The sequence below is a fragment of the Massilia aquatica genome, assembly GCF_011682045.1.
Classification (GTDB): Bacteria; Pseudomonadota; Gammaproteobacteria; order Burkholderiales; family Burkholderiaceae_D; genus Telluria_A; species Telluria_A aquatica.
On the sequence record NZ_VVIW01000005.1, the window covers coordinates 266,380 to 289,265 of the forward strand.

Annotated in this window: 17 protein-coding genes; 8 read left to right on the forward strand and 9 right to left on the reverse strand. The window is 65.2% G+C overall.

Annotated elements, in window-relative coordinates; all coding sequences use genetic code 11:
- Positions 1-6 precede the first annotated feature (6 nt).
- From F1609_RS11800 to F1609_RS11810, 3 genes are all read right to left on the reverse strand, one after another.
- Positions 7-333: an EndoU domain-containing protein gene (locus F1609_RS11800; protein ID WP_167076623.1), complete on the reverse strand. Its 327-nt coding sequence runs from the start codon at positions 331-333 to the stop codon at positions 7-9.
- A 250-nt stretch (positions 334-583) separates the two neighbouring features.
- The gene (locus F1609_RS11805; RefSeq protein ID WP_167076624.1) at positions 584-940 is read right to left on the reverse strand and encodes an antibiotic biosynthesis monooxygenase family protein; all 357 of its coding nucleotides are present in this window, start codon (positions 938-940) and stop codon (positions 584-586) included.
- 79 nt (positions 941-1,019) lie between these two features.
- On the reverse strand, positions 1,020-1,910 hold the full coding sequence (locus F1609_RS11810) for an MBL fold metallo-hydrolase (protein ID WP_167076625.1): 891 nt from the start codon (positions 1,908-1,910) through the stop codon (positions 1,020-1,022).
- A 243-nt stretch (positions 1,911-2,153) separates the two neighbouring features.
- Here F1609_RS11810 and F1609_RS11815 point away from each other — a divergent pair, with 243 nt between their 5' ends.
- From F1609_RS11815 to F1609_RS11835, 5 genes are all read left to right on the forward strand, one after another.
- On the forward strand, positions 2,154-3,770 hold the full coding sequence (locus tag F1609_RS11815) for an HD family phosphohydrolase (RefSeq protein WP_167076626.1): 1,617 nt from the start codon (positions 2,154-2,156) through the stop codon (positions 3,768-3,770).
- On the forward strand, positions 3,767-6,028 hold the full coding sequence (locus tag F1609_RS11820; RefSeq protein ID WP_167076627.1) for a CHASE2 domain-containing protein: 2,262 nt from the start codon (positions 3,767-3,769) through the stop codon (positions 6,026-6,028). The genes F1609_RS11815 and F1609_RS11820 overlap by 4 nt, the downstream gene beginning before the upstream one ends.
- A gap of 218 nt (positions 6,029-6,246) precedes the next feature.
- Positions 6,247-7,845, forward strand: coding sequence for a ShlB/FhaC/HecB family hemolysin secretion/activation protein (locus F1609_RS11825; protein WP_167076628.1), 1,599 nt, complete (start codon positions 6,247-6,249; stop codon positions 7,843-7,845).
- An 11-nt stretch (positions 7,846-7,856) separates the two neighbouring features.
- On the forward strand, positions 7,857-12,209 hold the full coding sequence (locus F1609_RS11830; protein ID WP_167076629.1) for a two-partner secretion domain-containing protein: 4,353 nt from the start codon (positions 7,857-7,859) through the stop codon (positions 12,207-12,209).
- Positions 12,178-12,921 (forward strand): FecR family protein, encoded by a 744-nt coding sequence (locus tag F1609_RS11835; RefSeq protein WP_370661621.1) that lies wholly within the window; start codon positions 12,178-12,180, stop codon positions 12,919-12,921. Before F1609_RS11830 ends, F1609_RS11835 begins: the two co-directional genes overlap by 32 nt.
- A gap of 40 nt (positions 12,922-12,961) precedes the next feature.
- Here F1609_RS11835 and F1609_RS11840 read toward each other — a convergent pair whose 3' ends face one another.
- The 4 genes from F1609_RS11840 to F1609_RS11855 all read right to left on the reverse strand — a co-directional run bounded on the left by F1609_RS11840 (position 12,962) and on the right by F1609_RS11855 (position 16,614).
- Positions 12,962-13,360: a hypothetical protein gene (locus F1609_RS11840; protein ID WP_167076631.1), complete on the reverse strand. Its 399-nt coding sequence runs from the start codon at positions 13,358-13,360 to the stop codon at positions 12,962-12,964.
- A gap of 194 nt (positions 13,361-13,554) precedes the next feature.
- Complete coding sequence (locus tag F1609_RS11845) at positions 13,555-15,360, reverse strand: PhoH family protein (protein WP_167076632.1); 1,806 nt, start codon at positions 15,358-15,360, stop codon at positions 13,555-13,557.
- A gap of 248 nt (positions 15,361-15,608) precedes the next feature.
- Complete coding sequence (locus F1609_RS11850) at positions 15,609-16,088, reverse strand: peroxiredoxin (RefSeq protein ID WP_167076633.1); 480 nt, start codon at positions 16,086-16,088, stop codon at positions 15,609-15,611.
- Positions 16,089-16,233: 145 nt separating this feature from the next.
- Positions 16,234-16,614, reverse strand: a complete 381-nt coding sequence (locus tag F1609_RS11855) for an Mth938-like domain-containing protein (RefSeq protein WP_167076634.1) — start codon at positions 16,612-16,614, stop codon at positions 16,234-16,236.
- Positions 16,615-16,842: 228 nt separating this feature from the next.
- Here F1609_RS11855 and F1609_RS11860 point away from each other — a divergent pair, with 228 nt between their 5' ends.
- Both F1609_RS11860 and F1609_RS11865 read left to right on the forward strand, forming a co-directional pair.
- Complete coding sequence (locus tag F1609_RS11860; RefSeq protein ID WP_167076635.1) at positions 16,843-18,072, forward strand: pyridoxal phosphate-dependent aminotransferase; 1,230 nt, start codon at positions 16,843-16,845, stop codon at positions 18,070-18,072.
- Positions 18,073-18,094: 22 nt separating this feature from the next.
- Positions 18,095-19,417, forward strand: a complete 1,323-nt coding sequence (locus F1609_RS11865; protein WP_167076636.1) for a homoserine dehydrogenase — start codon at positions 18,095-18,097, stop codon at positions 19,415-19,417.
- 24 nt (positions 19,418-19,441) lie between these two features.
- Here the strand turns inward: F1609_RS11865 and F1609_RS11870 are convergent, their stop codons facing one another.
- Positions 19,442-20,884, reverse strand: a complete 1,443-nt coding sequence (locus F1609_RS11870) for a sensor histidine kinase (RefSeq protein WP_167076637.1) — start codon at positions 20,882-20,884, stop codon at positions 19,442-19,444.
- A gap of 1 nt (position 20,885) precedes the next feature.
- On the reverse strand, positions 20,886-21,581 hold the full coding sequence (locus F1609_RS11875) for a response regulator (RefSeq protein ID WP_167076638.1): 696 nt from the start codon (positions 21,579-21,581) through the stop codon (positions 20,886-20,888).
- Between the two features lie 143 nt (positions 21,582-21,724).
- Between F1609_RS11875 and F1609_RS11880 the strand changes: the two genes are divergently transcribed.
- On the forward strand, positions 21,725-22,801 hold the full coding sequence (locus F1609_RS11880; RefSeq protein WP_167076639.1) for a porin: 1,077 nt from the start codon (positions 21,725-21,727) through the stop codon (positions 22,799-22,801).
- The last annotated feature ends 85 nt before the right edge of the window (positions 22,802-22,886 follow it).

The window sequence follows — 22,886 nt, forward strand, 5'->3', positions numbered from 1 at the left end:
TCACCGTCAGTTTGGTGTTGTGTTTGTCGGGTATGCGGTCGAAATGTACCCTGCGTACTCAGGGTGATTCAACGGATAAAAGTCTACTCTTATAATCACGCCTTCGCGCGTGCCAATCGCGTAAGGGATATTGTATTTGCCAATTCCACGAATCGAGCCCGGATCAGTGGCGACGTCCGAGACGGCAATCAGTATCTTGGCGTCATCCCATGTGCGCGGGAACTCGGTTTTTCCCGGCAGGCCGGCGCCCGCCCTGTGACGACGTAGAATGTGGGTACTTCTGAAGCCTGTCAAATCGCAGGCACAAAGAGTGAAATCCTGGAATTTTTTCACGTGGTCGATTTCATGCCGCTACAGTGCGGCCAGGCGACTCTTGAGCATAGTCGCCGCATCGGCATCGCTTTTATTTTTGGTCAACTTGCATGCGTGTCGGCCGTGAGCACGCTCAAGTGTCCCGACAGCACCGGCCCTGTCTGTTTGCATACGCACCGGTGGGCCTGATAGGCATGGTGCTGCGGAACACTGTCGTGCAGTCAGACAAAGCGCCGTCCGCTTGGTTTGTCGCGGCGGTGGTCACAACCCGTCATGGCGCCGGAGCTGGTGCTGCCGGAGCAATGATCGGTGGTACGTTCATCCGGTGCCCCAGCTCCGCATTGCCATACGTGCGTATCACTTCCGCGATCACCACATGGTACCCGTCCAGCCACCTTGCCTGCGCCGCCTTGGCCTGCAAATGGGCCGGATGCTGCATCAAGGCTTGCAGCGCTTCCAGGCTCTCCCAGTAATACACGTTCGAAAACAGACCGGTGGCGCGGTTTTCCCATGCCTCTTCACCGAGGTAGCCGGGCAGCGCCTTGGCGGCCTCGGCGATGGTTTTGTCGAGCTGATGAAATTCGTCGTCGAGATCTTTGGTGCCGAAAATGAAGGTGGAGGAGAACATGGCCCGTGATGGTAGGTGAGTAGGCGGCGATTGTGCCATGCCTGCAGAAACATTGCCGGATCGGCATCCGGGCGCGGCGTCAGGCCAGTTCCACCTCAAGCCCCTCGTACGCCAGCACCACGCGCAGCCCGGCCGGCAGCGGCCCGTGGCGCCTGAGCGCTTCGGCCAACACCGCTTCAAGTTCGTCGTCGCCGCGGGTCGGTTCATGGTGGGTGCAGTACAGGGTGCCCGCGCCGACCCGCACCGCCGTCGCCAGCGCCGCGTCGAAGGTGCCGTGCCCCCAGCCGCGCTTGGACGGATATTCGTCGCCCGTGTACGAGCAGTCCACGATCAGCGCATCGACGCCCTGCATGGCGCGGTCGATGGCGTGCTGGCGCTGCTCCATATACGCCTGGTAGGGCGCGAAGCCCTCGTCGTCTTCCGGGTACAGGTTGTAAAAAGGTTCATGATCGCCCGTGAAAAACACCGACTTGCCATTGCAGCTGATGCGGTAGCCGAGATTGGTCACCGGGTGGTTCATGACCACGTTGTCGACCACGGCGTCGCCCACTTGCACCGCCACGCCCACCTCCAGGGTGCGGTAGTCGATGGTGGCCGCCATCTGCGCTTCGCCCACCGGAAAATAGCTGTTTTGCAGCTGCACCCCCATCACATGCTCGATGCCCTGGCCGGTCGCTTCGTCGCGCGCGCCGTGCAGGCGCACCCGGCTCGACGCGATGAACAGCGGGGTGAAGAACGGCAGGCCGTGGATATGGTCCCAGTGGCTGTGCGTGATGAAGATGTTCGCATGCACGGGCAGGCGCGTGAGCAGGTGCTGGGCCAGCGCGAAAATGCCAGTGCCGCCGTCGAGGATGATCAGTGTGTCGTCGTCGCTGCGCACTTCGATGCAGGTGGTGTTGCCGCCGTAGCGCGCCGTGCGCGGACCCGGCGAGGGAATCGAGCCGCGCACTCCCCAGAAGCGCAATTTCATGTTGGTACTCTCATGGCCGGTATCGTCAGCGTTGCTATTACGGTCGATCATAGCGGTTTTGCCCCAAAAACGGCGGCAAAATTTGCCCGCTGGTCCGGCCGCGCCCGCTTCCGTGCGCTTTTACCCACGCTTTTCGTGTGGCGATGTACAGTGCCCGCAAGTGACGCTACACTATGGGAAGTTACTCTACAGAAAGGGTATGTCGGCGTCCCATAGGGCGTTCCGCAAGGCCGGTGAACCATCATGCGCGTATTAAATCCCATTCAAATTGCCCAGCGCCTCGAGTTGCTGACCGAGGTTGGCGTAGCATTGGGCAATCCGGACACCGGCTATGTGCTCGACCGCATCCTGCATGTGGCGCGCAACATGACCGGCGCCGACGGCGGCACCCTGTACCTGCCCAATGCCGACCGCACCAGCCTGCGTTTTCACATTTCGATCAATGAAACGCTGGGCCTGTACCAGGGCGGCGCGAGCGGGCGCGAGATCGGCATGGAAGCGGTGCCCCTGTACGACGCCGCCGGCGCCCCGAATGTGAGCGCGGTGGCCGCCTATGCAGCGCATTCCGGGCGCTCGGTCAATATCGCCGATGTCTACCAGGACGGCGTCTTCAACTTTTCGGGCATGCGCAGCTTCGACGCCGCCTACGGCTACCATTCGCAATCGTTCCTGACGGTGCCGATGAAAGATCACCATGGCACCCTGGTGGGGGTGCTGCAGCTGATTAACGCGCGCCCGGCCGGGCGCGGCACGATCGGCGCCTTTTCCGCCACCGACCAGCGCTTCATCGAAGCGCTGGCCTCGCAGGCCTCGGTGGCCATCACCAACCAGCAACTGGTGCGCCAGCTCGAAGAACTGCTGGAAGGCCTGATCGACCTGATTAACATCGGCATCGATGAAAAGTCGCCGCACACCGGGCGCCATTGCCAGCTGGTGCCGAAGCTGACCATGATGCTGGCCGAAGCGGTGCACCAGACATCCGACGGCCCGCTGGCCGGGTTCCACCTGAGCGACGCCGACCGCAAGGAACTGTGGCTGGCCAGCCTGCTGCACGACTGCGGCAAGATCACCACCCCGGTGCATGTGGTCGACAAGGCCACCAAGCTCGAAACCATTGTCGACCGCATCGGCCTGATCGACACGCGCTTCGAAGTGCTGCTGCGCGACGCCGAGATCGCGGCCCTGCGCGCGCGCTGCGAAGCGGGCGCCGACCACGCCGCCGTCGAAGCGGAGCATGCGCGCGAGCGCGCCGCGCTGCTCGACGAGCGCGCCTTCCTGCGGCGCGCCAATATCGGCGTCGAAAACATGCCCGAGGCCGACCAGGAGCGGGTGCGCCGGATCGCCCGGCGCCGCTGGCGCGGCCCCGATGGGGTGGAGAGCGACTTCCTCGACGACGATGAAGTGCTGAACCTGACCATCCGCTTCGGCACCCTCACGGCGGCCGAACGCAAGACCATCAACAACCATATCGACGTCTCCGTGCGCATGCTCGAATCGCTGCCCTGGCCCGAGCACCTGCGCAACGTGCCCGAGTACGCCGGCGGCCACCATGAACGGATGGACGGCAAGGGCTATCCGCGCGGCCTGACCGGCGAGCAGATGTCGGTGCCGGCGCGGGTGATGGCGATCGCCGATATTTTCGAGGCGCTCACCGCGCGCGACCGGCCTTACAAAAAAGGCAAGCTGCTCTCCGAATCGCTGCACATCCTCGGCAAGATGGCGTGCAACGGCCATGTCGACCCCGACCTGTTCGATATTTTCGTGCGCAGTAAAATCTATCTCACCTTCGCGCACGAGAACATGGACCAGCGCCAGATCGACAGCGTCGACGAGAGCACCATTCCCGGCTACCGCCCATGAAGCGCGCCGCCCGCCTGCTGCGCAGGTATTGGGGGCGCTGGCTGTTTGGCACCGGATTGACCATGCTGGCGGCGCTCGGCACCCTGGGCTACCTGCACAGCGACGCCATCGAGCGCATGGACGGCTTCCTGGCCGGCCTGCGCATGCGTATCGAAGCGCCGCGCCTGGATGCGCGCATCGTGATCGTCGATATCGACGAAAAGAGCCTGGCGGCGGTCGGGCGTTTTCCGTGGAGCCGCGACATCCAGGCCAGGCTGGTCACGCAGCTCACGCGCCACTACCAGGTGGGCGCGGTCGGCTTCGACATCTCTTTTCCCGAGCCGGACACCTCGTCCGGCTACGCGGTGCTCGAACGCCTGGCGCACCGGGAACTGGACCAGGTACCCGGCTTGAAGGAGCAGCTGGCCGGGCTGAAAGCCGGCATGGATTACGACGGCCTGCTGGCCGAGGCCTTGCGCGGGCAGCCGGTGGTCCTTGGCTATAACGTGTCGGAAAAGCTGCGCAAAGGCGTGCTGCCGGCGCCCGCGTTTACGCTCGAGAGCCTGAACGGGCGCGAACTGCTGGCCTACAGCGCCAGCGGCTACGAAGCCAATATCGCGCGCCTGCAACAGGCCGCCGCCGGCGCCGGCATTTTTACCGCCTTTACCGACGCCGACGGCGTGATCCGTTCCTCGATCCTGTTGCAGCGCATCGGCGACGCGTATTATCCCTCGCTGTCGCTGGCCACGGCGGCGGTGTACCTCAAGGCGCGCGCCATCGCACCGTATTTCGACACCACCGTCGACCAGTTATCAAGCGCCCAGAAGGACAGCGGCAGCGCGGCGCGCATTTCCCTGTTCCTGCCCCAGCGCCAGCTGCGCATTCCGGTGGGCGAGGGCTTGACCACGTACGTGCAGTATCGCGGGCGCGGCGGCCCCTCCGGCGGCGCCTTTCGCTACGTGCCGGCGGCCGATGTGCTCTCCGGCGCGGCGCCGCCGGCGCACCTGAAGGGCGCGCTGGTGCTGGTCGGCTCCACCGCGCCCGGCATCAACGACCTGCGCGTGACCCCGGTCAATCCGGAATACCCGGGGGTCGAGGTGCACGCCAACCTGCTCAAGTCGATCCTCGACAACGACTTCAAGGCCCGTCCCGCCGAAGCGTATCTGTTCGAAACGCTGCTGGTGCTCGGGTTCGGACTGGTGCTCGCGCTGGCGCTGGCGCCGCTGCCGCCGCTCAAGGCGGTGCTGCTGGCCAGCGGCGCGCTGGCCGCCGCCCTGGGCCTGAACCTGCTGCTGTACCGGGAAGCGGGCATGGTGATCAACGGCGCCGTCCTGGTGCTCCTGATCGTGGCGCTGTTCGTGCTGAACCTGGCCGTCGGCTACGTGTTCGAGGTGCGCAAGGGCCAGGCGCTGGTGTCGCTGTTCGGCGAATACGTGGCGCCCGAGCTGGTGGCCGACATGGCCGACAATCCCGGCCAGTACACCATGGAAGGCACCACGCGCGAATTGACCGTGCTGTTTGCCGACGTGCGCGGGTTCACCGGCATCGCCGAGCAGCTCACCCCGGCCGCGCTGCGCGAATACATCAACCTGTACCTGACGGCGATGTCGGAAGACATCCGCGACAGCCATCGCGGCACGCTCGACAAATACATCGGCGACGCCGTCATGGCCTTCTGGGGCGCGCCGGTGGCCTTTGCCGACCATGCCAGCCGCGCCGTCGCCAGCGCGCTGCTGATGCAGGCCAGCGCGGCGCGCCTGGACACCCTGTTCCGCGCGCGCGGCTGGCCGCCGCTGGCGATCGGCATCGGCATCAACAGCGGCCAGATGCACGTGGGCGACATGGGCTCGGCCATCCGCCGCGCCTACACGGTCATGGGCGATGCGGTCAACCTGGGCGCGCGCCTGGAAGGAATCACCAAGGTGTACGGCGCGGCCATCGTGGCCGGCGCCGCAACCCGCCTGGCCGCTCCCGAATTCGCCTGGCGCGAACTCGATCTGGTGCGGGTCAAGGGCAAGCTGGAACCGGTGGCGATCTTCGAGCCGCTCGGCCACGCCTTCGCCCTGGACGACGATGCCGTCGCCCGGCTCGCCGTCTGGCACGAGGCGCTGGCGCTGGTGCGCGCGCAGCAGTGGGATAACGCGCAAGCCATCCTGGCCGGCCTGCTGGCGCAGGACGACTGTGTGCTGTACCGGCTTTATCTCGACCGTATCGCGCTGTACCGTGCCCACCCGCCCGGCCCGGATTGGGACGGCGTTACCAGTTTTGACACGAAATAAGCGCTGCAATCTTTTCGTTTTTGCTCCTCTTTTGTCGCTTCGTCGCGTCGCCTGACTCCACTAAACAACGCTTGCTTGAAATACGTCAATTTGCAACAGAATTTCTGTATTGCAAGAGATGATGCAGTTAAACTGAGCGCATATCAGCACCGTCGGGCTTGGCTTTTTTCCAAGCTTGAATGCATGCCAACACGAACCCCACACCGTAAAGTTCATCCATGAATCTTCCTTTTGCGCGCCTGCTGGCGGGCGCCGTGCTGGCCGGCGCGGTCAATGCGGCCTGGGCCACCGGGCCGGCCGCGGCCGAACCCTTCCCGGCCGATGTGATTCGCTTCGACATTGCGCGTTTCGATGTCGCCGGCAATACCTTGCTGCCTGCCGCCCAGGTCGATGCGGCGCTGGCCCCGTTTACCGGCAGCGGCCGCGATTTTGGCGACGTCCAGCGCGCGCTCGAAGCGCTCGAAGGTTTGTACCACCAGCGCGGCTACCAGGTCGTCACGGTCCAGTTGCCCGAGCAGGAACTCAATGGCGGCGTGGTGCGCCTGAACGTGGTGCAGACCAGGATCGGCCGCATCAGCGTCAGCGGCAACCAGCACGTCGACGCCGCCAATGTGCGGCGCAGCCTGCCCACCCTGCAGGAAGGGCAAACCCCCAACCTGGACCGGGTGTCGGCCAACCTGCGCATGGCCAACGAGAATCCGGCGCGCAAGATCAAGCTGAACCTGCAGAACGGCGCCGCCGACGACACGCTCGACGCCAGGCTCGATGTGGCCGACGAGAAGCCGTGGACGGCCATGCTCAACGTGGATAACAGCGGCACCGGCCAGACCGGCAAGACCCACGCCGGGGTGGTGCTGCAACACGCCAACCTGTGGGGCCGCGACCATGTGGGCAGCGTGCAGTACACCACCACCGTCGAGGAACCGAGCAAGGTTAGCGTGTACGGCGCGGGCTACCACATTCCGCTGTACGACCTGGGCGACTCGGTCGACCTGTACGCCAGTTATTCCGACATCGATTCGGGCTCGGTCACGGCCGGCATCTTCAACCTGGCGGTGAGCGGCAAGGGCACGGTCGTCGGTGCGCGCTACAACCAGGGCCTGGCGCGGCGCGGCAGCCTGGAGCCGCGCCTGGTGTACGGGATCGACCACAAGGCCTTCAAGAACAGCGTGCTGCTGTCGGGCGAAAATTTTGGCAACGACATCACGGTGCATCCGGTCAGCGTGACCTGGCTGGCCAGCACGCCCTTGGGCGGCGGCGAAGCCAATCTGTCGGTCGGCCTGGTGCGCAATATTCCCGGCGCCAGCCGTGGCGCCAGCGTTGATTTTGCGCGCAACCGCGCCGGCGCCAGGGCCGGCTACACCATCGCCCGCGTCAGCGCGGCGTTTTCGCGCGCCTTCGGGGTTGACTGGCAGCTGCGCGCGCTGGTCAACGGCCAGTTGAGCGGGGATGCGCTGGTGCCGGGCGAGCAGTTCGGCGCCGGCGGCGCAGCGTCGGTGCGCGGACTCGAAGAGCGCGCCGTCTCCACGGACTCCGGCGTGCTGGCCAACCTGGAAGTCTATACCCCGAATTTTTGCGCCGTGCGCGAGCGCTGGCAGTGCCGCGTGCTGGCCTTTTACGACGGCGCCCACGGCCGCCGCCACGCAGCGCTGCCCGGCGAAGCGGCGCGCGCCACGGTGTCTTCCGCCGGACTGGGATGGCGTTTTTCGATGGGCAGCTCGCTCAACATGCAGATCGACTATGGCCATGTGCTGCGCCGCGACGCCGGCGTGAACGACAAGAACAAAGTGCATGTCCGCGTAGGCCTTGCCTACTAAAGGTGAAACAGATGACTATCCAGAACCAATCCACCCGCCTCTTGCAGCGACTGTATTTGCCACTGGCGCTGCCATTGCTGCTCGCCTTGGCCGGCATCCACGCCGTTCATGCCGCGCCGGCCTCGCCCCAGGTGGTCGCCGGCCAGGCCACGTTTGCGCAGCAGGGCAACGTGTTTTCGATCACGAACACACCCAACACCATCATCAACTGGCAGAGTTTTTCGGTGGGCGCGGGCGACATTACCCGCTTCATCCAGCAGGACGCCGGCAGCGCGGTGCTGAACCGCATCGTCGGCCAGGACCCGAGCCGCATCCTGGGCGCCTTGCAGTCGAACGGACAGGTGTTCCTGATTAACCCGAACGGCATCCTGTTCGGGCGCGATGCGCGCATCGATGTGGGCGGCCTGGCCGCGTCCACGCTCAACATGAGCAATGCCGATTTTTTGGCCGGTAAGCGCAGCTTCAACGGGCCGGCCAGCGCCGGCAGCGTCGTCAACCAGGGTTCGATCACGACCCCGTCCGGCGGCAAGGTGTTCCTGATCGCGCCGCATGTCGAGAACAGCGGCATCATCACCTCGCCCCAGGGCGACGTGGTGCTGGCGGCCGGACACAGCGTGCAACTGGTCGATTCGGGCAATCCCGACCTGCATGTGGTGGTCTCGAGTCCGGCCAACGCCGCCTTGAACCTGGGGCAGGTGATTGCCCAGGGCGGCAAGGTCGGCATTTACGGCGCGCTGGTCAAACAGCGCGGCTTGGTCAGCGCCGACAGCGCGCGTGTGGGCGAGAACGGCAAGATCGTGTTCAAGGCCAGCGCCGATGCGCTGCTGGAAGCGGGCAGCCTGACCAGCGCCACCGGCGCCGGCAAAGGCGGCGAGATCAGCGTGCAGGGCGAAAGGGTCGGCTTGATGGGCGACGCCGCCATCGACGCCAGTGGCGTGGCCGGCGGCGGCACGGTGCTGGTCGGCGGCGGCTGGCAGGGCAAGAATACGCTGGTGCGCAATGCGCAGCAGACCGTGATGGGCAAGGCGGCCTCGATCCGCGCCGACGCCACCAAGAGCGGCGACGGCGGCACCGTGGTGCTCTGGTCGGACGGCGCCACGCGCGCCTTCGGCAGCATTGCGGCCCAGGGCCGCGGCGGCAAGGGCGGGCTGGTGGAGACCTCGGGGCACTACCTGAAGGTGGAAGGCATCCGGGTCGATACCGGCGCGCGCGGCACCTGGCTGCTCGATCCGTATGACATCACGATCGGCAGCACCGGCAGCGACGTGCTGACCGACTTCGACAAATTCAGCGATCTCCCGGCCGATGGGGTATCGCTGCTCAACGTCGCGGTACTGAACAACGCCGCACCCTCCGCCGACATCGTGGTCCAGGCCACGCACGATGTGCTGATCAGCGCAGCGATCACGCGCGCTCCCGGCAGCGCCGGCAGCCTGTCGATAGAAGCGGGCAATAACATCAGTGTCAACGCCGATGTCTCGACATCGGGCGGGCCCATGACGTTGAGCGCCAATGCCGCCGCGTATGCCACCGGCACGGGCACGCTGACGATCAACAATGCCCTGTCGACCAGCGGCGGCAATATGACGCTCAACGGCGCCAACATCATGTTCAACCCCGGCGCGCTGGCCAACAGCGGAGTCGGCGGCATGACGTTCAACGCCACCAACGTGTTCCAGCTCGCGGCCGGCGCTACTCTCAAAAGCGGCGGCATGATCGACATCGCGGCCAACCAGATGGGCCTCGCGGGCGCGGTCGGACCGGCCCAGCCGCTGCTCAATCCATCGGTCACCTTGCATCCGGCGACCTTCGGCCGTGACATCGAGATCGCCACTGGCGAGGCAGTGCCCGACGCCTTGCGTCTGGACCCGGCGCAGCTGGCTGCGATCGAGGCGCAGGCGCTGATCATCGGCGGCACGCAGTTCGGCGGCAAGACGGTGGTCAACTCGGCGCTGGGAGGCGCCGGCGGGCCGCTCAAAGCCAATTATCTGCTCATGAGCGGGCAGGGCGGCATCGTCGTCAACGCGCCGGTCACGATCGCCGGCGGCATGCAGGTGGACGCGGCCAGCATCGTCAATTCCAGCGCGGCGCCGATCACGGCCGGCTCGCTCTCGTTCATTACCAAACAGGGCGCCGGCACTGCCGCCGCGCCGCTGTACACCCGGACGGCATCGTTGACCGGCAACAATACCGTCGAAAACGGCAGCGCGCCTGTCAATATCAGCAACACCGGCACTCTCACGCTCGGCAACCTGAGCCAGAGCGGCGGCAACAACAGCGGCGCCATCATCATCGCCAACAAGGGCGGCATGACCTTGCCGGACGGTAGTTCGGTCACCACCCTGGGCGGCGCCATTGACCTGTCCACCCAGAGCCCGCTCGATATCAATGGCAGCGTCGACTCGAAAGGTGGCGCGATCGCGCTGAAGGCGGGCAACGGCGGCGAGCTGGGCATCGGGCCCCAGGGCCTGGTCAACTCCGACACCGGCAATATCTCGCTGAGCGGCGGGTTGATTTTCAACAAGGGCAGCGTCAGCGCGACTTCAGGCAATATTTCGCTGAACACGCCTGAGCTCAAGGGCAACGGCACCATTTCCAGCGCCAGCGGGACCGTGAGCGGCCAGCCCGATATGTCGACGACCTTGCCGGCCTGCATCGCCAAGCCGAACAAGAATGGCTGCGCACAGGTACTGGCGAGCGCGTTTTTGGCCTGTCTGGCCGATCCAGCCGCGCCTTACTGCGCCTCGATCCTGCCGTCGGTCGACCAGTGCAGCGCCAATCCCGGCAAGCCGGGTTGCAGTGCGGTGCTGCCAACGCTGAGCGCCTGCGTCGCCGCCCCTTCCATGCCCGGCTGCGACAGCGTGCTGCCGTCGCTCGCCGCATGTTCGGTCAATCCCGCGTCGCCGGGCTGCTCCGCTGTGCTGCCGGCGCTGAACGCCTGTATCGCCAATCCGGCAACCGCCGGTTGCAAGGCCGTCCTGCCGACCCTGGCAGCTTGCAGCGCCGCGCCGGCCACGGCCGGTTGCAGCGCCGTCCTGCCGACCCTGGCCGCGTGCAGCGCCGCGCCAACGACTGCCGGTTGCAGCGCCGTCCTGCCGACCCTGGCCGCATGCAGCGCCGCGCCAACGACTGCCGGTTGCAGCGCGGTGCTGCCGACCCTGTCCCAGTGCACCGTCAATCCGGCCCAGCCCGGCTGCGCGCAAGTGCTGCCGAGCCTGAATGCCTGCGTTGCCGCGCCGTCCACCATGGGCTGCGTGGTGGTGCTGCCAACGCTGGGCGCCTGCCTGGCGACGCCGTCGCGCGCCGGTTGCGCGGCGGTGCTGCCGACCCTGTCCGCCTGCGTGGCCAGCCCGACCCAGGCCGGCTGCAACGTGGTGCTGCCGTCGCTGGCGGCGTGCAGCGCCAGTCCTGGTTTGCCGGGTTGCGCCGTGGTGCTGCCGGGCGTGGCCCAATGCGTGGCCGCGCCAACCCAGGCCGGTTGCGCGGTCGTGCTGCCGACCCTGGCTCAGTGCATTTCCTCGACCGGCCTGCCTGGCTGCGGCGTGGTCTTGCCGGCGCTCTCCCGTTGCGTCGCCAATCCGGCCACGCCGGGCTGCGCGGTCGTGCTGCCGTCGCTGAGCCAGTGCGTGGCCAATCCGGGCGCCAGCGCTTGCGCGGTGGTGCTGCCGACCCTGGCCCAGTGCGCGGCGAACGCCGCCGTGCCGGGCTGTAGCGTGGTCTTGCCGACCCTGAATCAATGCGTCGGCAATGCGGGCTTGCCAGGTTGCGGCGCGGTCTTGCCGAGCCTGCAAAGCTGCGCGGCCAATCCTGGCGCGCTCGGGTGCTCGGTGGTGTTGCCGACCCTGGCCCAGTGCAGCGTGACGCCGTCGCTGGCGGCCTGCAATGTGGTCTTGCCGACCGTGGCGCAGTGCAGCGCCGCGCCTGGCCTGGCCGGTTGCGGCGCGGTGCTGCCGCCACTGGCGCAGTGCGTTGCCACGCCATCGGCCCCGGGCTGCGCGGTGGTGCTGCCGCGCCTGAGCCAGTGCGAGGCGACGCCAACCGCGGCCGGTTGCAGCGCGGTGCTGCCGACCCTGTCCCAGTGCACCGGCAGCCCGACCCTGCAAGGGTGCGCGGTGGTGCTGCCGCCGGTGAGCGCCTGCGTGGCCAATCCGGCGGCGCCCGGCTGCACGGTGGTGGCGCCGCCGCAGCAAGTATCCGACAGCACGGTCAAGGAGGTGGTCGTCAATACGGTCAACGCCGTCAACAGCGCGACCACGAGCACCGAAGAGAAAGTGGCAATCAAGGACGATGGCGTCAAAACCGTCGCGACGAGTAATGTTAAAGGAGACGCGAGTGAACTGCGCAAAAAGACGTATTGCAATTAAGGCGCTCGCGGGTGCACTGCTGGCGGGGTCGTTCGGGGTGGCGTGGGCGGCGCAGGTGGCCGGCACCATCGTCAACCTGAGCGGGCCGCTGATGGTCAAGAAGGCCGACGGCAGCGTCAAGGTGCTGGGCCTCAAGTCCGAAGTGGAGCAGGGCGATACGCTGGTGTCCGAAAAAAACACCTACGCCCGGATCCGCTTCATCGACAACAGCGAAATCACCTTGCGGCCGGGGACCACCTTCAAGATCGAGGCCTTCGCTTATGAAACCGGCAAGCCGGAAGCCGACAGCGCCAGTTTCAGCCTGCTGCAGGGCGGGCTGCGCTCGCTGACCGGGCTGCTGGGCAAGCGCAACAAGGAGAAGTTCGAGCTCAAGACGCCGACCGCCACCATCGGCATTCGCGGCACCACCTTTGTTGCGCAGTATGTGTCGCCGCTGACGATGGTGTCGCCGCAGGCGCCTGCGGGCGCATTGGCGCCCGGCTTGCACGTGTTCGTGGTTGACGGGGCAATCATGTTGAAAAATTCCGGCGGCAGCACGAATTTTACGGCGGGCCAGTTCGGATTCACGCCGAACGTGCAAACGCCGGCGCAGATCGTGCCGAACAATCCGGGCCTCAAGTTCACCCCGCCGCCGGTGTTCAGCCTGCCGCCGGTGTCGACTACCGCCACCGGCGCGATCAAGCCGCAGGCGGTTGACTGCGAGGTACGCTAGTAGTCTGCGGCGCTGGTTCAATGTGTCGCCGGGGCAGCGCCTATTTGACGTCGAACGCGCGCGTCCACCAGCCGCTTCCCTCAAAGCGCATCAGCACGATCTTGGGGCCGAGCGTCGACTCGACCAGCACGGCGCTCATCGTGGGTGAATTGTTGTCGTCCGGCGGGATGAGCACCTCGCGTATGGCGATGATCGTGTACTCCTTGAGCGGCGCTCCGTCATAGAACCTCACCGCGAAATAGCGCTCCAGTACCTGCGCCGGCAAGGCGTCGCGGTCCAGGCCGATGTGCGGCGTCAGGCCATTCATCCAGAGCTGCTGCTTTGCCAGCGTGGACACCAGGGTGGCGATCTTGTCGCCGTCCGCGGCTGGCTGGGCAGATGCCCTGGTGGCCAGCACGAGCAGGGCGCTGCAGATTGTCAGGCTCAGTTTATTCATCATTGTTTTCCAGTTTGAGCAGCGACATGGTGCGCTGGCGGGCTGGCGGGCGGTCGGGAGCGCGGGTTCGCCATGCGGCAGTGTGGCCATTGCATCCTGTATATAGCATCCATCAGGCACCCAACAAAAGAAAACGGCCTCTGTCCAGATGACTGGAGAGAGGCCGTTTCGACTGAACTAGTCTGAAGTAAGGCGTGTTACAGCACTTCGCTCGCGTGGTCGGCCAGGCGCGAACGTTCGCCGCGCGCCAGGGTCACGTGGCCGCTGTGCGACCAGCCCTTGAAGCGGTCGACCACGTAGGTCAGGCCGCTCGAACCTTCGGTCAGGTACGGCGTGTCGATCTGGGCGATGTTACCCAGGCACAGGATCTTGGTGCCGGGACCGGCGCGCGTGACCAGGGTCTTGATCTGCTTCGGCGTCAGATTCTGCGCTTCATCGATGATCAGGAACTTGTTCACGAAGGTACGGCCGCGCATGAAGTTGAGCGACTTGATCTTGATGCGCGAGCGGATCAGGTCTTGCGTTGCCGCGCGACCCCACTCGCCGCCATCCGAATCGGACTTGTTGAGCACTTCGAGGTTGTCGTCGAAGGCGCCCATCCACGGACCCATCTTCTCTTCCTCGGTACCCGGCAGGAAGCCGATGTCTTCGCCCACCGGCACCGTGACGCGGGTGACGATGATTTCGTTATACAGCTTGGTTTCGAGCACCTGCGCCAGACCGGCCGCCAGGGCCAGCAGGGTCTTGCCGGTACCGGCCTGGCCGAGCAGGGTGACGAAGTCGCATTCCGGATTCATGAGCAGGTTCAGCGCAAAGTTCTGCTCGCGGTTGCGCGCGGTGACGCCCCACACGTTGTTCTTGTTGTGGCTGAAATCGCGCAGGGTCTGGATCACGGCGGTTTTGCCGTTGAGCTGCTTGACCTGGCCGTAGAACGGCGCTTCGCCATTCTTTGGTTCCAGGTAGACGAACTGGTTCACCAGCAGGGTCAGCATGGTCGGGCCGGTGACGCGGTAGAAGGTCGACGAGACGCCGTTCTTGTTTTCCTGCCAGGACTCCATGTCCTTGCCGTTCTTGTTCCAGAAGTCGTCCGGCAACTGCACGATGCCCGAGTACAGCAGGTCGCTGTCTTCCAGCACGTGGTCGTTGAAGTAGTCTTCGGCAGGCAAACCCAGCGCGCGCGCCTTGATGCGCATGTTGATGTCTTTCGACACCAGCACGATGGCGCGGCCCGGTTGTTCGGCTTCGAGGTTGCGCACCACGCCCAGGATCTGGTTGTCGGCCTTGCCGACCGGCAGGCCTTCCGGCAGGGTCGGGCCGTTTTGCAGGCGCGTCTGGAAGAACAGGCGGCCCTTGGCGTCCTTGTTGCCCAGCTTGGCCAGCGGGATGCCGCTTTCGATGGCGCCGTCGTCGATGTTGCCGACCAGCGCGTCGAGCGTACGCGACACCTGGCGTGCATTGCGCGCCACTTCCGACATGCCCTTTTTATGGTCGTCGAGCTCTTCGAGCGTCATCATCGGCAGATACACGTCGTGTTCTTCGAAGCGGAACAGCGACGATGGGTCGTGCATCAGCACGTTGGTGTCGAGCACGAACATCTTGGTCTTGCCGGTCTGGTCGGCATTGCGGCTGGCGGAGGACTTGACCACCATTTCGACGGCCTTGTGCTTGGCCGGGTGCGGCGCTTCCAGGTCGACCGGCTGCTTTTCCTTGCCGCGCGCGGCTGGTTTGGCGAGCGGCGTCTCCATGACGGCTGGCGACGTGATCAGCGGCGCCGGGGCGGCTTGCGCTGGTGCGGCGACCAGGGCGGCTTTCTTGGCCGGGGCCTTGGCGCGCGTGGTCTTGGCCGGCGCTTGTGCGACCGGTTCTGCGGCTATTTCCGCAACCGCGCTCAGTTTCGGCTTGGCGGAGGCGACCTGCGCAGGTTTGTTGGCGCGGTCGGCTTTGGGATAATCTTCGGCCAGCAGCAGGGTGGCTGGCTTGGTGGGGATTTTTGGCAGTGGCATCAGGGTCTCAATCTAAAAAGGTGCAGGAGGATAGCCCGGAGGCGTCGGCGCAGGCGGCGCTGGTGGCGGCGGGCTCGATGCGGCTGTGCGAACTAAGGGGGTGGTGGTCGGGCCCGGCATAGTGGCCGGGCCGGCAGGCCGCCAGATTGGGATGATGCTGGAAACGGAAGGTGTGACTCAAAATGGCTGGTGCAATCGGTTCTGCTGCGGGTTGATCGACAGGGTCCCCTGGATAAGAAATGCCCCTCTCAAGGTTGGCTCTTTACAAATTCCAGCACGTCCTCGGCGTGATTAGGGACTTTCACGCCTCTCCATTCTTTCATCAATTTGCCATCAGCGTCAATTACAAACGTGCTGCGTTCGACGCCGCGCACTTGCTTACCATACATATTCTTCATTTTCATCACACCGAACTGGAGGCACATGGCTTCTTCGGGGTCGGAAATGAGTTCGAACGGCAGGCCGAGCTTGGATTTGAAACCTTCGTGCGAGCGCAGGGAATCGCGGCTGATGCCGTAGATTTCGGTGCCGGCTTGCTGGAACTGCTCGTGCAGGTCACGGAAAGCGATGCTTTCGGTGGTGCAGCCGGGTGTGTTGTCTTTTGGATAAAAGTACAGCACGGTGTAGCGGGCAGGGCGGCCGGACAGCTGGAACGGCTTGTCGCCCGTCATGACGGCGGAGAAGTCGGTGAATGGGGCGGTCGGTGCTGCAGTTTGGCTATCAGCCACAGGTTCTCTCCTGAAGGTGAGTCAGCGCTGATTTTATACCCCGCAGCGCAACAGGGGAGGGGAAACGTGTTTGGGCGCACTAGATATGGGGGCGGGATGCCGGAATGCAAGTAGCGGCGTCACTCTCCGGCGCTGCCGCGGCGTGTCAGCGCGCCTGGCCCAGGATCAGCGCCAGGGTCACCTTGCGTCCCTCGCCCATCAGGATATTGTAGGTGCGGCAGGCGGCCTTGTTGTCCATGCATTCGCAGCCGATGCGGCGCTCGAGCAGTGCGGCGATCAGTTGCGGATGCACGAAGCGCTGCTTGTCGCCGGTGCCGAGGATGACCACGTCGGGCTGGTCGGCTTCGATCATCGCGAAATGCCCGGCCGTGAGCGCCTCGAAATTGGGTACATCCCAGGCGCGCGGGGGCGTCTCGGGCATCAGCAGCAGGCTGTAATCGAAGCGCTGGGCGTTGATTTCGACCCCGGTATCGTCGTAGCCGGTCACGGTCTGGTATTGTTGGGTGGTGCTGGAATGGAGCTTCATGGCATGGGAACAGAATGGGTGATGCAGGGTTCTTCGACACTGCGCGTGGCGTTAGCATGCCACAAAGTCCGGTAAACCGCGAATTTTCGCGAAATTGACGTCAAATCCACATCATTACGCGAGTTGTTGCTGATTCAGGCAGCAAGCGAAGGTTGCTTAAATTATCTCCTTTCGGCAAAATGGGTCTTTTTCGCACTGCAACAAAGCGCCACTGAACAGGGAAATATTTTGCGACCGATCCTGAAATCGAACAAGCTCGACGACGTCTGCTACGAAATCCGCGGCCCCGCGCTGGAGAAATCCAGGCAGATGGAGGAAGAAGGCCACAAAATCATCAAGCTCAACATCGGCAACCTGGCCGTGTTCGGTTTCGACCCGCCCGACGAGATCGTGCAGGACATGATCCTCAATATGCACGGCGCCGCCGGCTACACCGACTCAAAAGGCATGTTCGCGCCGCGCAAGGCGGTCATGCACTACACCCAGAGCAAGCACATCACTGGCGTGACGATCGACGACATTTACCTTGGCAATGGCGCCTCGGAACTGATCGTCATGGCCATGAACGGCTTGCTCAACACCGGCGACGAAGTGCTGGTGCCGGCCCCGGACTATCCGCTCTGGACCGCCGCCGTGAGCCTGTCGGGCGGCAACCCGGTGCATTACATCTGCGACGAGCAGGCCGGCTGGTACCCCGACATCGACGACATGCGCCGCAAGATCACCAGCAATACCAAGGCGATCGTGGTGATCAACCCGAACAACCCGACCGGCGCCCTGTATCCGCGCGAAATCCTGCTCGAGATCATCGAGCTGGCGCGCCAGCACCAGCTGATCATCCTGGCCGACGAAATCTACGACAAGGTCCTGTACGACGGCGAGCAGCACGACTCGATCGCCGCGCTGGCCGACGATGTGCTGTTCATTACCCTCAACGGCCTGTCGAAAAACTACCGTTCGTGCGGCTACCGCGCCGGCTGGATGGTGGTGTCGGGCGAAAAACGCCACGCCAAAGACTATATTGATGGCCTCAACATGCTGGCCTCGATGCGCCTGTGCGCCAACGCGCCGGGCCAGTTCGCGATCCAGACCGCGCTGGGCGGCTACCAGAGCATCAACGACCTGGTTGGCCCGGGCGGACGCCTGCTGCGCCAGCGCGACATGGCGCACAAACTTTTAACCGATATTCCGGGCGTGACCTGCGTGAAGCCAAAAGCGGCGCTGTACATGTTCCCGCGCCTCGACCCCGTGATGTATCCGATCGCGGACGATCAGCAGTTTTGCTACGACCTGCTGGCCGAAGAAAAAGTCCTGGTGGTGCAGGGAACGGGCTTTAACTGGATCGCGCCGGATCACTTCCGCCTCGTGTTCCTGCCCAATTCCGACGACCTGACCGACGCTTGCGGCCGCATTGCGCGCTTCCTTGACGGCTATCGACGCCGCCACGGGCGCGGCTGACACCTCTTCCAGATAAAGAACTATGAAACCCATCAAAATCGGCCTGATCGGCCTTGGCGTAGTTGGCGCCGGCACCTTTAACGTCCTGAAACGCAACCAGGAAGAAATCCGGCGCCGCGCCGGCCGCGGCATCGAGATTGCCATGGTTGCGGTGCGCAGCCTGGAGCGCGCGCGGCCCATCGTGGGCGCCGACTGCGAGCTGGTGACCGACCCGGACCTGGTGGTCAACCATCCGGACATCGACATCGTGGTCGAACTCATTGGCGGCAACGACACCGCCAGGGACCTGGTACTGAAGGCGATCAACAACGGCAAGCACGTGGTCACCGCCAACAAGGCGCTGCTGGCGCTGCACGGCAACGAGATCTTCGCGGCGGCCCAGGCCAAGGGCGTGATGGTGGCGTTCGAGGCGGCGGTGGCCGGCGGCATCCCGATCATCAAGGCGCTGCGCGAAGGCCTGACCGCCAACCGCATCGAATCGGTGGCCGGCATCATCAACGGCACCACCAATTTCATTCTGTCCGAGATGCGCGACAAGGGCCTCGATTTCGCCACCGTGCTGAAACAGGCGCAGGAGCTGGGCTACGCCGAAGCCGATCCGACCTTCGACATCGAAGGGGTGGACGCCGCGCACAAGGCGACCATCATCGCCTCGATCGCGTTCGGCATTCCGGTGCAGTTTGATAAAGCCCACGTGGAAGGCATCAGCACCCTGCAGGCGATCGACATCCGCTACGCCGAGCAGCTGGGCTACCGCATCAAGCTGCTGGGGATCACCAAGCGCGCCGTGGTCGATGGTGTGGAAGGGATCGAACTGCGCGTGCATCCGACCTTAATTCCCGCCAAGCGCCTGATCGCCAACGTGGAAGGGGCGATGAACGCGGTGCTGGTGCAGGCCGACGCGGTTGGCGCCACGCTTTACTACGGCAAGGGCGCGGGCGGCGAGCCGACGGCGTCGGCGGTGATCGCCGACCTGGTCGACATCACCCGCCTGGCCACGGCCGATCCGGAATGCCGCGTGCCGCATCTGGCGTTCCAGCCGAACCAGATGACCAACGTGGCGATTTTGCCGATGGCGGAAATCACCACCAGCTACTACCTGCGCGTGTACGTGAAGGACCAACTGGGCGTGATGGCCGACCTGACCCGCATCCTGGCCGACGCCAGCATTTCGATCGATGCGGTCATGCAGAAGGAGCCCGGCGAAGGCGAAACGCGCACCGACATCATCATCCTGACGCACCAGACGCAGGAAAAGAACATCGATGCGGCGATCGGCCGGATCGAGCAGCTCGATGCGGTAGTCGGCAAGGCGGTCAAGATCAGGCTTGAAAACCTGAGCTGAGCGGCCGTTCTCCACGGCCGCGCATCACAGCGCGGCCGCAAACATAATCCGCACCCGCAGTCCCTTGTTACCGGCGGCGGCGTCCAGCGCGACGCGCGCCCGGTGCAGCAGTGCCACCTCGCGCACGATGGCCAGTCCCAGCCCGGTGCCCGCCGGGTTGATATCCATGGCGCTGGCCGAGCGGTAGAACGGCGTCAGTACCTTGTCGCGCTCCGTCTCGACGATGCCGCAGCCGCTGTCTTCCACTTGCAGCAATACGCCTGCGGCCTGGCGCTCCACGCGCAAGGCCACCCTGCCGCCGGCCGGCGTGTAGCGGATCGCGTTGTCCACCAGGTTGGTCACCAGTTCATGCAGCATCAGCGCCTGGCCGTCGACCAGCGCGTCGTCAGGCGCGTCGAGCGAGAGGTCGATCTGTTTTTGCACGGCCGGCAGCGCCATCTCCAGCCCGACCTGGCGCACGATGGCGGTCAGCGAGACCGGCGCCATGCTGGACGCTTCGCTGCCATGTTCCACGCGCGCCAGGGTGAGCAGGCGGTTGGCCAGGTGCACGGTGGCGTCGGTGGTGGCGGCGATCGACTTGACGATCTCGCGCATCGCCGCCGCATCGTTTTCGCGCAGCGCCAGTTCGGCCTGCGTCTTGAGCACCGTGAGCGGCGTGCGCAACTGGTGCGAGGCGTCGGCGATGAAGCGGCGCTGGCTGGCGATCAGGTTGTGCATGCGCGACATGGTGCCGTTCATGGCCGCCACCAGCGGGCGCACTTCCTTGTGCACCAGCGCCTGGTCGACGTCGGACAGGTCGTTCAGGGCGCGGTTTTCGACTTCGATCTTGAGCCGCATCAGGGGCCGCAGCACCAGCCGCACCGCAAACCACACCAGCGAGGCGACCGCCAGCACCATCACGGCCTGGCGCAGCAGCGTATCGAACAGGATCTTGCGCGACAGGCCACGGCGCGCGTCGAGCGTTTCGCCGACCTGGATTAACGCGATGCCGCGCATCGAATCGTCGTACACCGGCTGCAAGAGGGCGGCGATGCGGACCTGCTCGCCGTTGTAGTCGGCGTGATAGAAGCGCACCAGCGCCGGATAGGCTTCCGAACGCGGCACGTTGGCCGGCACCGGGGGCAGGTCGTCGAAGCCGGAGACGGTCTCGCCATCGATGCCGCTCACTTTGTAATAGATGCGCCCCAGGGTGTCGGTTTCGAACGAGTCGAGCGCCACGTAAGGCACGTCGGCCACCACCTTGCCTTCCTTGATGGCGACCCGCTCGGCCAGCGCGCGGGTGGACGCCAGTAGCGAGCGGTCGTAGGCCATGTCGGCCGCGTCCAGCGCGTTGTCGTACAACGAGACCGCGTTCAGGGCCACCAGCAGCACCAGCGGAATCAGGAGCCAGCGCAGCAGCTGGCTGCGCAGGCTGCCCAGCGGCGCGGCTTTGAACCTGCGCTGCAGGGTGGCGTACAGCGGCGTCATGTCAAGGGGCCGGGTCGCGCGGCTGCAGCAGGTAGCCGATGCCGCGCAGGGTGGTGATCGCCGCCGCACCCTCCTGGACCCGTTCGAGCTTCTTGCGCACGCGGTGGATATACAGCTCGATGGCGTCGAGGTTGGCGTCGTCTGCCAGCGCGAAGACTTCGTCGAACAGCTTTTCTTTCGAGACCGCGCGCCCCGGGCGGGTGATCAGCGCTTCGAGCACCGCATGCTCGCGCGGCGTGAGCGCCAGCGCCGCGCCGCCGTACGCGAACATGCGGGTGTTGGTGTCGAAACTGAGCGCGCCGCACTGGTGCACCAAAGCTTCGCTACCCTGGCTGCGGCGCAGCAGCGCCTTGACGCGCGCTTCGAGTTCGGCCAGTTCGAACGGCTTGGCCAGGTAGTCGTCGGCACCCAGGTTCAGGCCCTGGACCCGCTCTTCCAGGCCGCCACGGGCGGTGAGGATCATCACCGGGGTCTTGGCGCGCGCGCCGCCACGGGCGCGCAGGCGGCGCAGCACGTCGAGGCCGTCCATTTTTGGCAGGGTCAGGTCGAGGATGACGAGCGCGTAGTCCTGCGTGTGCAGCAGGGCGTCGGCGTCGGCGCCGTTGACGGCGCATTCGACGGTCAGGTGGGCGTCGCGCAGGGCCTTGGAGAGCCAGTGCGACAGTTCGATATGGTCTTCGACGAGGAGTATGCGCATGCGGGCAGTGTAGCCCCAAGCGCGCAAAAAAGCCCGGCCTGTGTGGCCTGTGGGGTACATGCGGCACTGAAAGCCAATTGAAAGGATGGCGAACATATAGTGGGCTCAGTACCACATAAAACATAAAAACTCAGGAGACAAGAATGAAACCATCCGTGCTTACGCTCGCGCTGGCGGCCGCCCTGCCGGCCGCTTTGGCGATATCGAACGGCGCCCAGGCCCAGTCCAGCGTGCAGATCTACGGCCTGATCGACGCCGGCGTCGACTACACCACCAACACCAACGCCGCCGGCGACAACGCCACCCGCGTCATCTCGGGCGGTAAGAACACCTCGCGCTGGGGCCTGCGCGGCACCGAAGACCTGGGCGGCGGCCTGAAAGCGGTGTTCGGGCTGGAAGGCGGCATCCTGATGGATACCGGCGCCGCCGACGGCGCGCTGTTCAAGCGCCAGGCCTTCGTGGGCCTGGACGGCAGCTTCGGGCGCGTGGTGATCGGGCGCTCGTTTACCACCACCTACGACTTCGTGATCCTGTTCGACCCGCTCGGCTACGCGCCGAACTACTCGTGGGCCACCTCGTCGAACGCCACCGGTTCGTCCAAATACGGCATGACGACCGCCTTCGACAACCTGGTCAAATATTCCGGCAAGACCGGCGACTTCAAATATGGCGCCAGCATCGGCGTCGGCGAGCAGGCGGGCAGCAGCGCCGACAGCCGCAAATATTCGGTGGCCGGCTCGTGGACGCGCGGCAGCTTCGCGGCGATGGCGGCCTACGAGCAAATCAACGCCAATACGCTGGCCGGGACCGGCCGGCGCGACCAGACCACGGCCTTCCACGCGGCCGTCGACTACAAGACCGAGGTACTGCGCCTGACCGCCGGCGCGCGCGACTACACGCTGGAAGCGGCCAAGGCGGCCACGCCGGACGTGCGCGCCACCACCTGGTGGGGCGGCGCGAGCTGGTACGCCACGCCGGCGGTGACCCTGACCGGCGCGGTGTATTACGTCGACGTCAAGAACGTCCCGACCAACACCGATGCCGACCCGATCATGTACGTGGCGCGCGGCATGGTCGCGCTGTCCAAGCGCACCGACCTGTATGTGGCCGCGGCCTACGCCAAGGCCGACAACGGCAAGCTGGTGGGACTGTCGCGCGACGATGCCGGTTTCGGCACGACCCAAAAAGGGCTCACGGCCGGTATCCAGCATCGCTTTTGATACCTCTGCTGATACCGCTGCTGATGCATTCTGCATGACTGGCGGGGCTATCATGCTTATCCGATCGCCGCGCCCGACCAGAAAA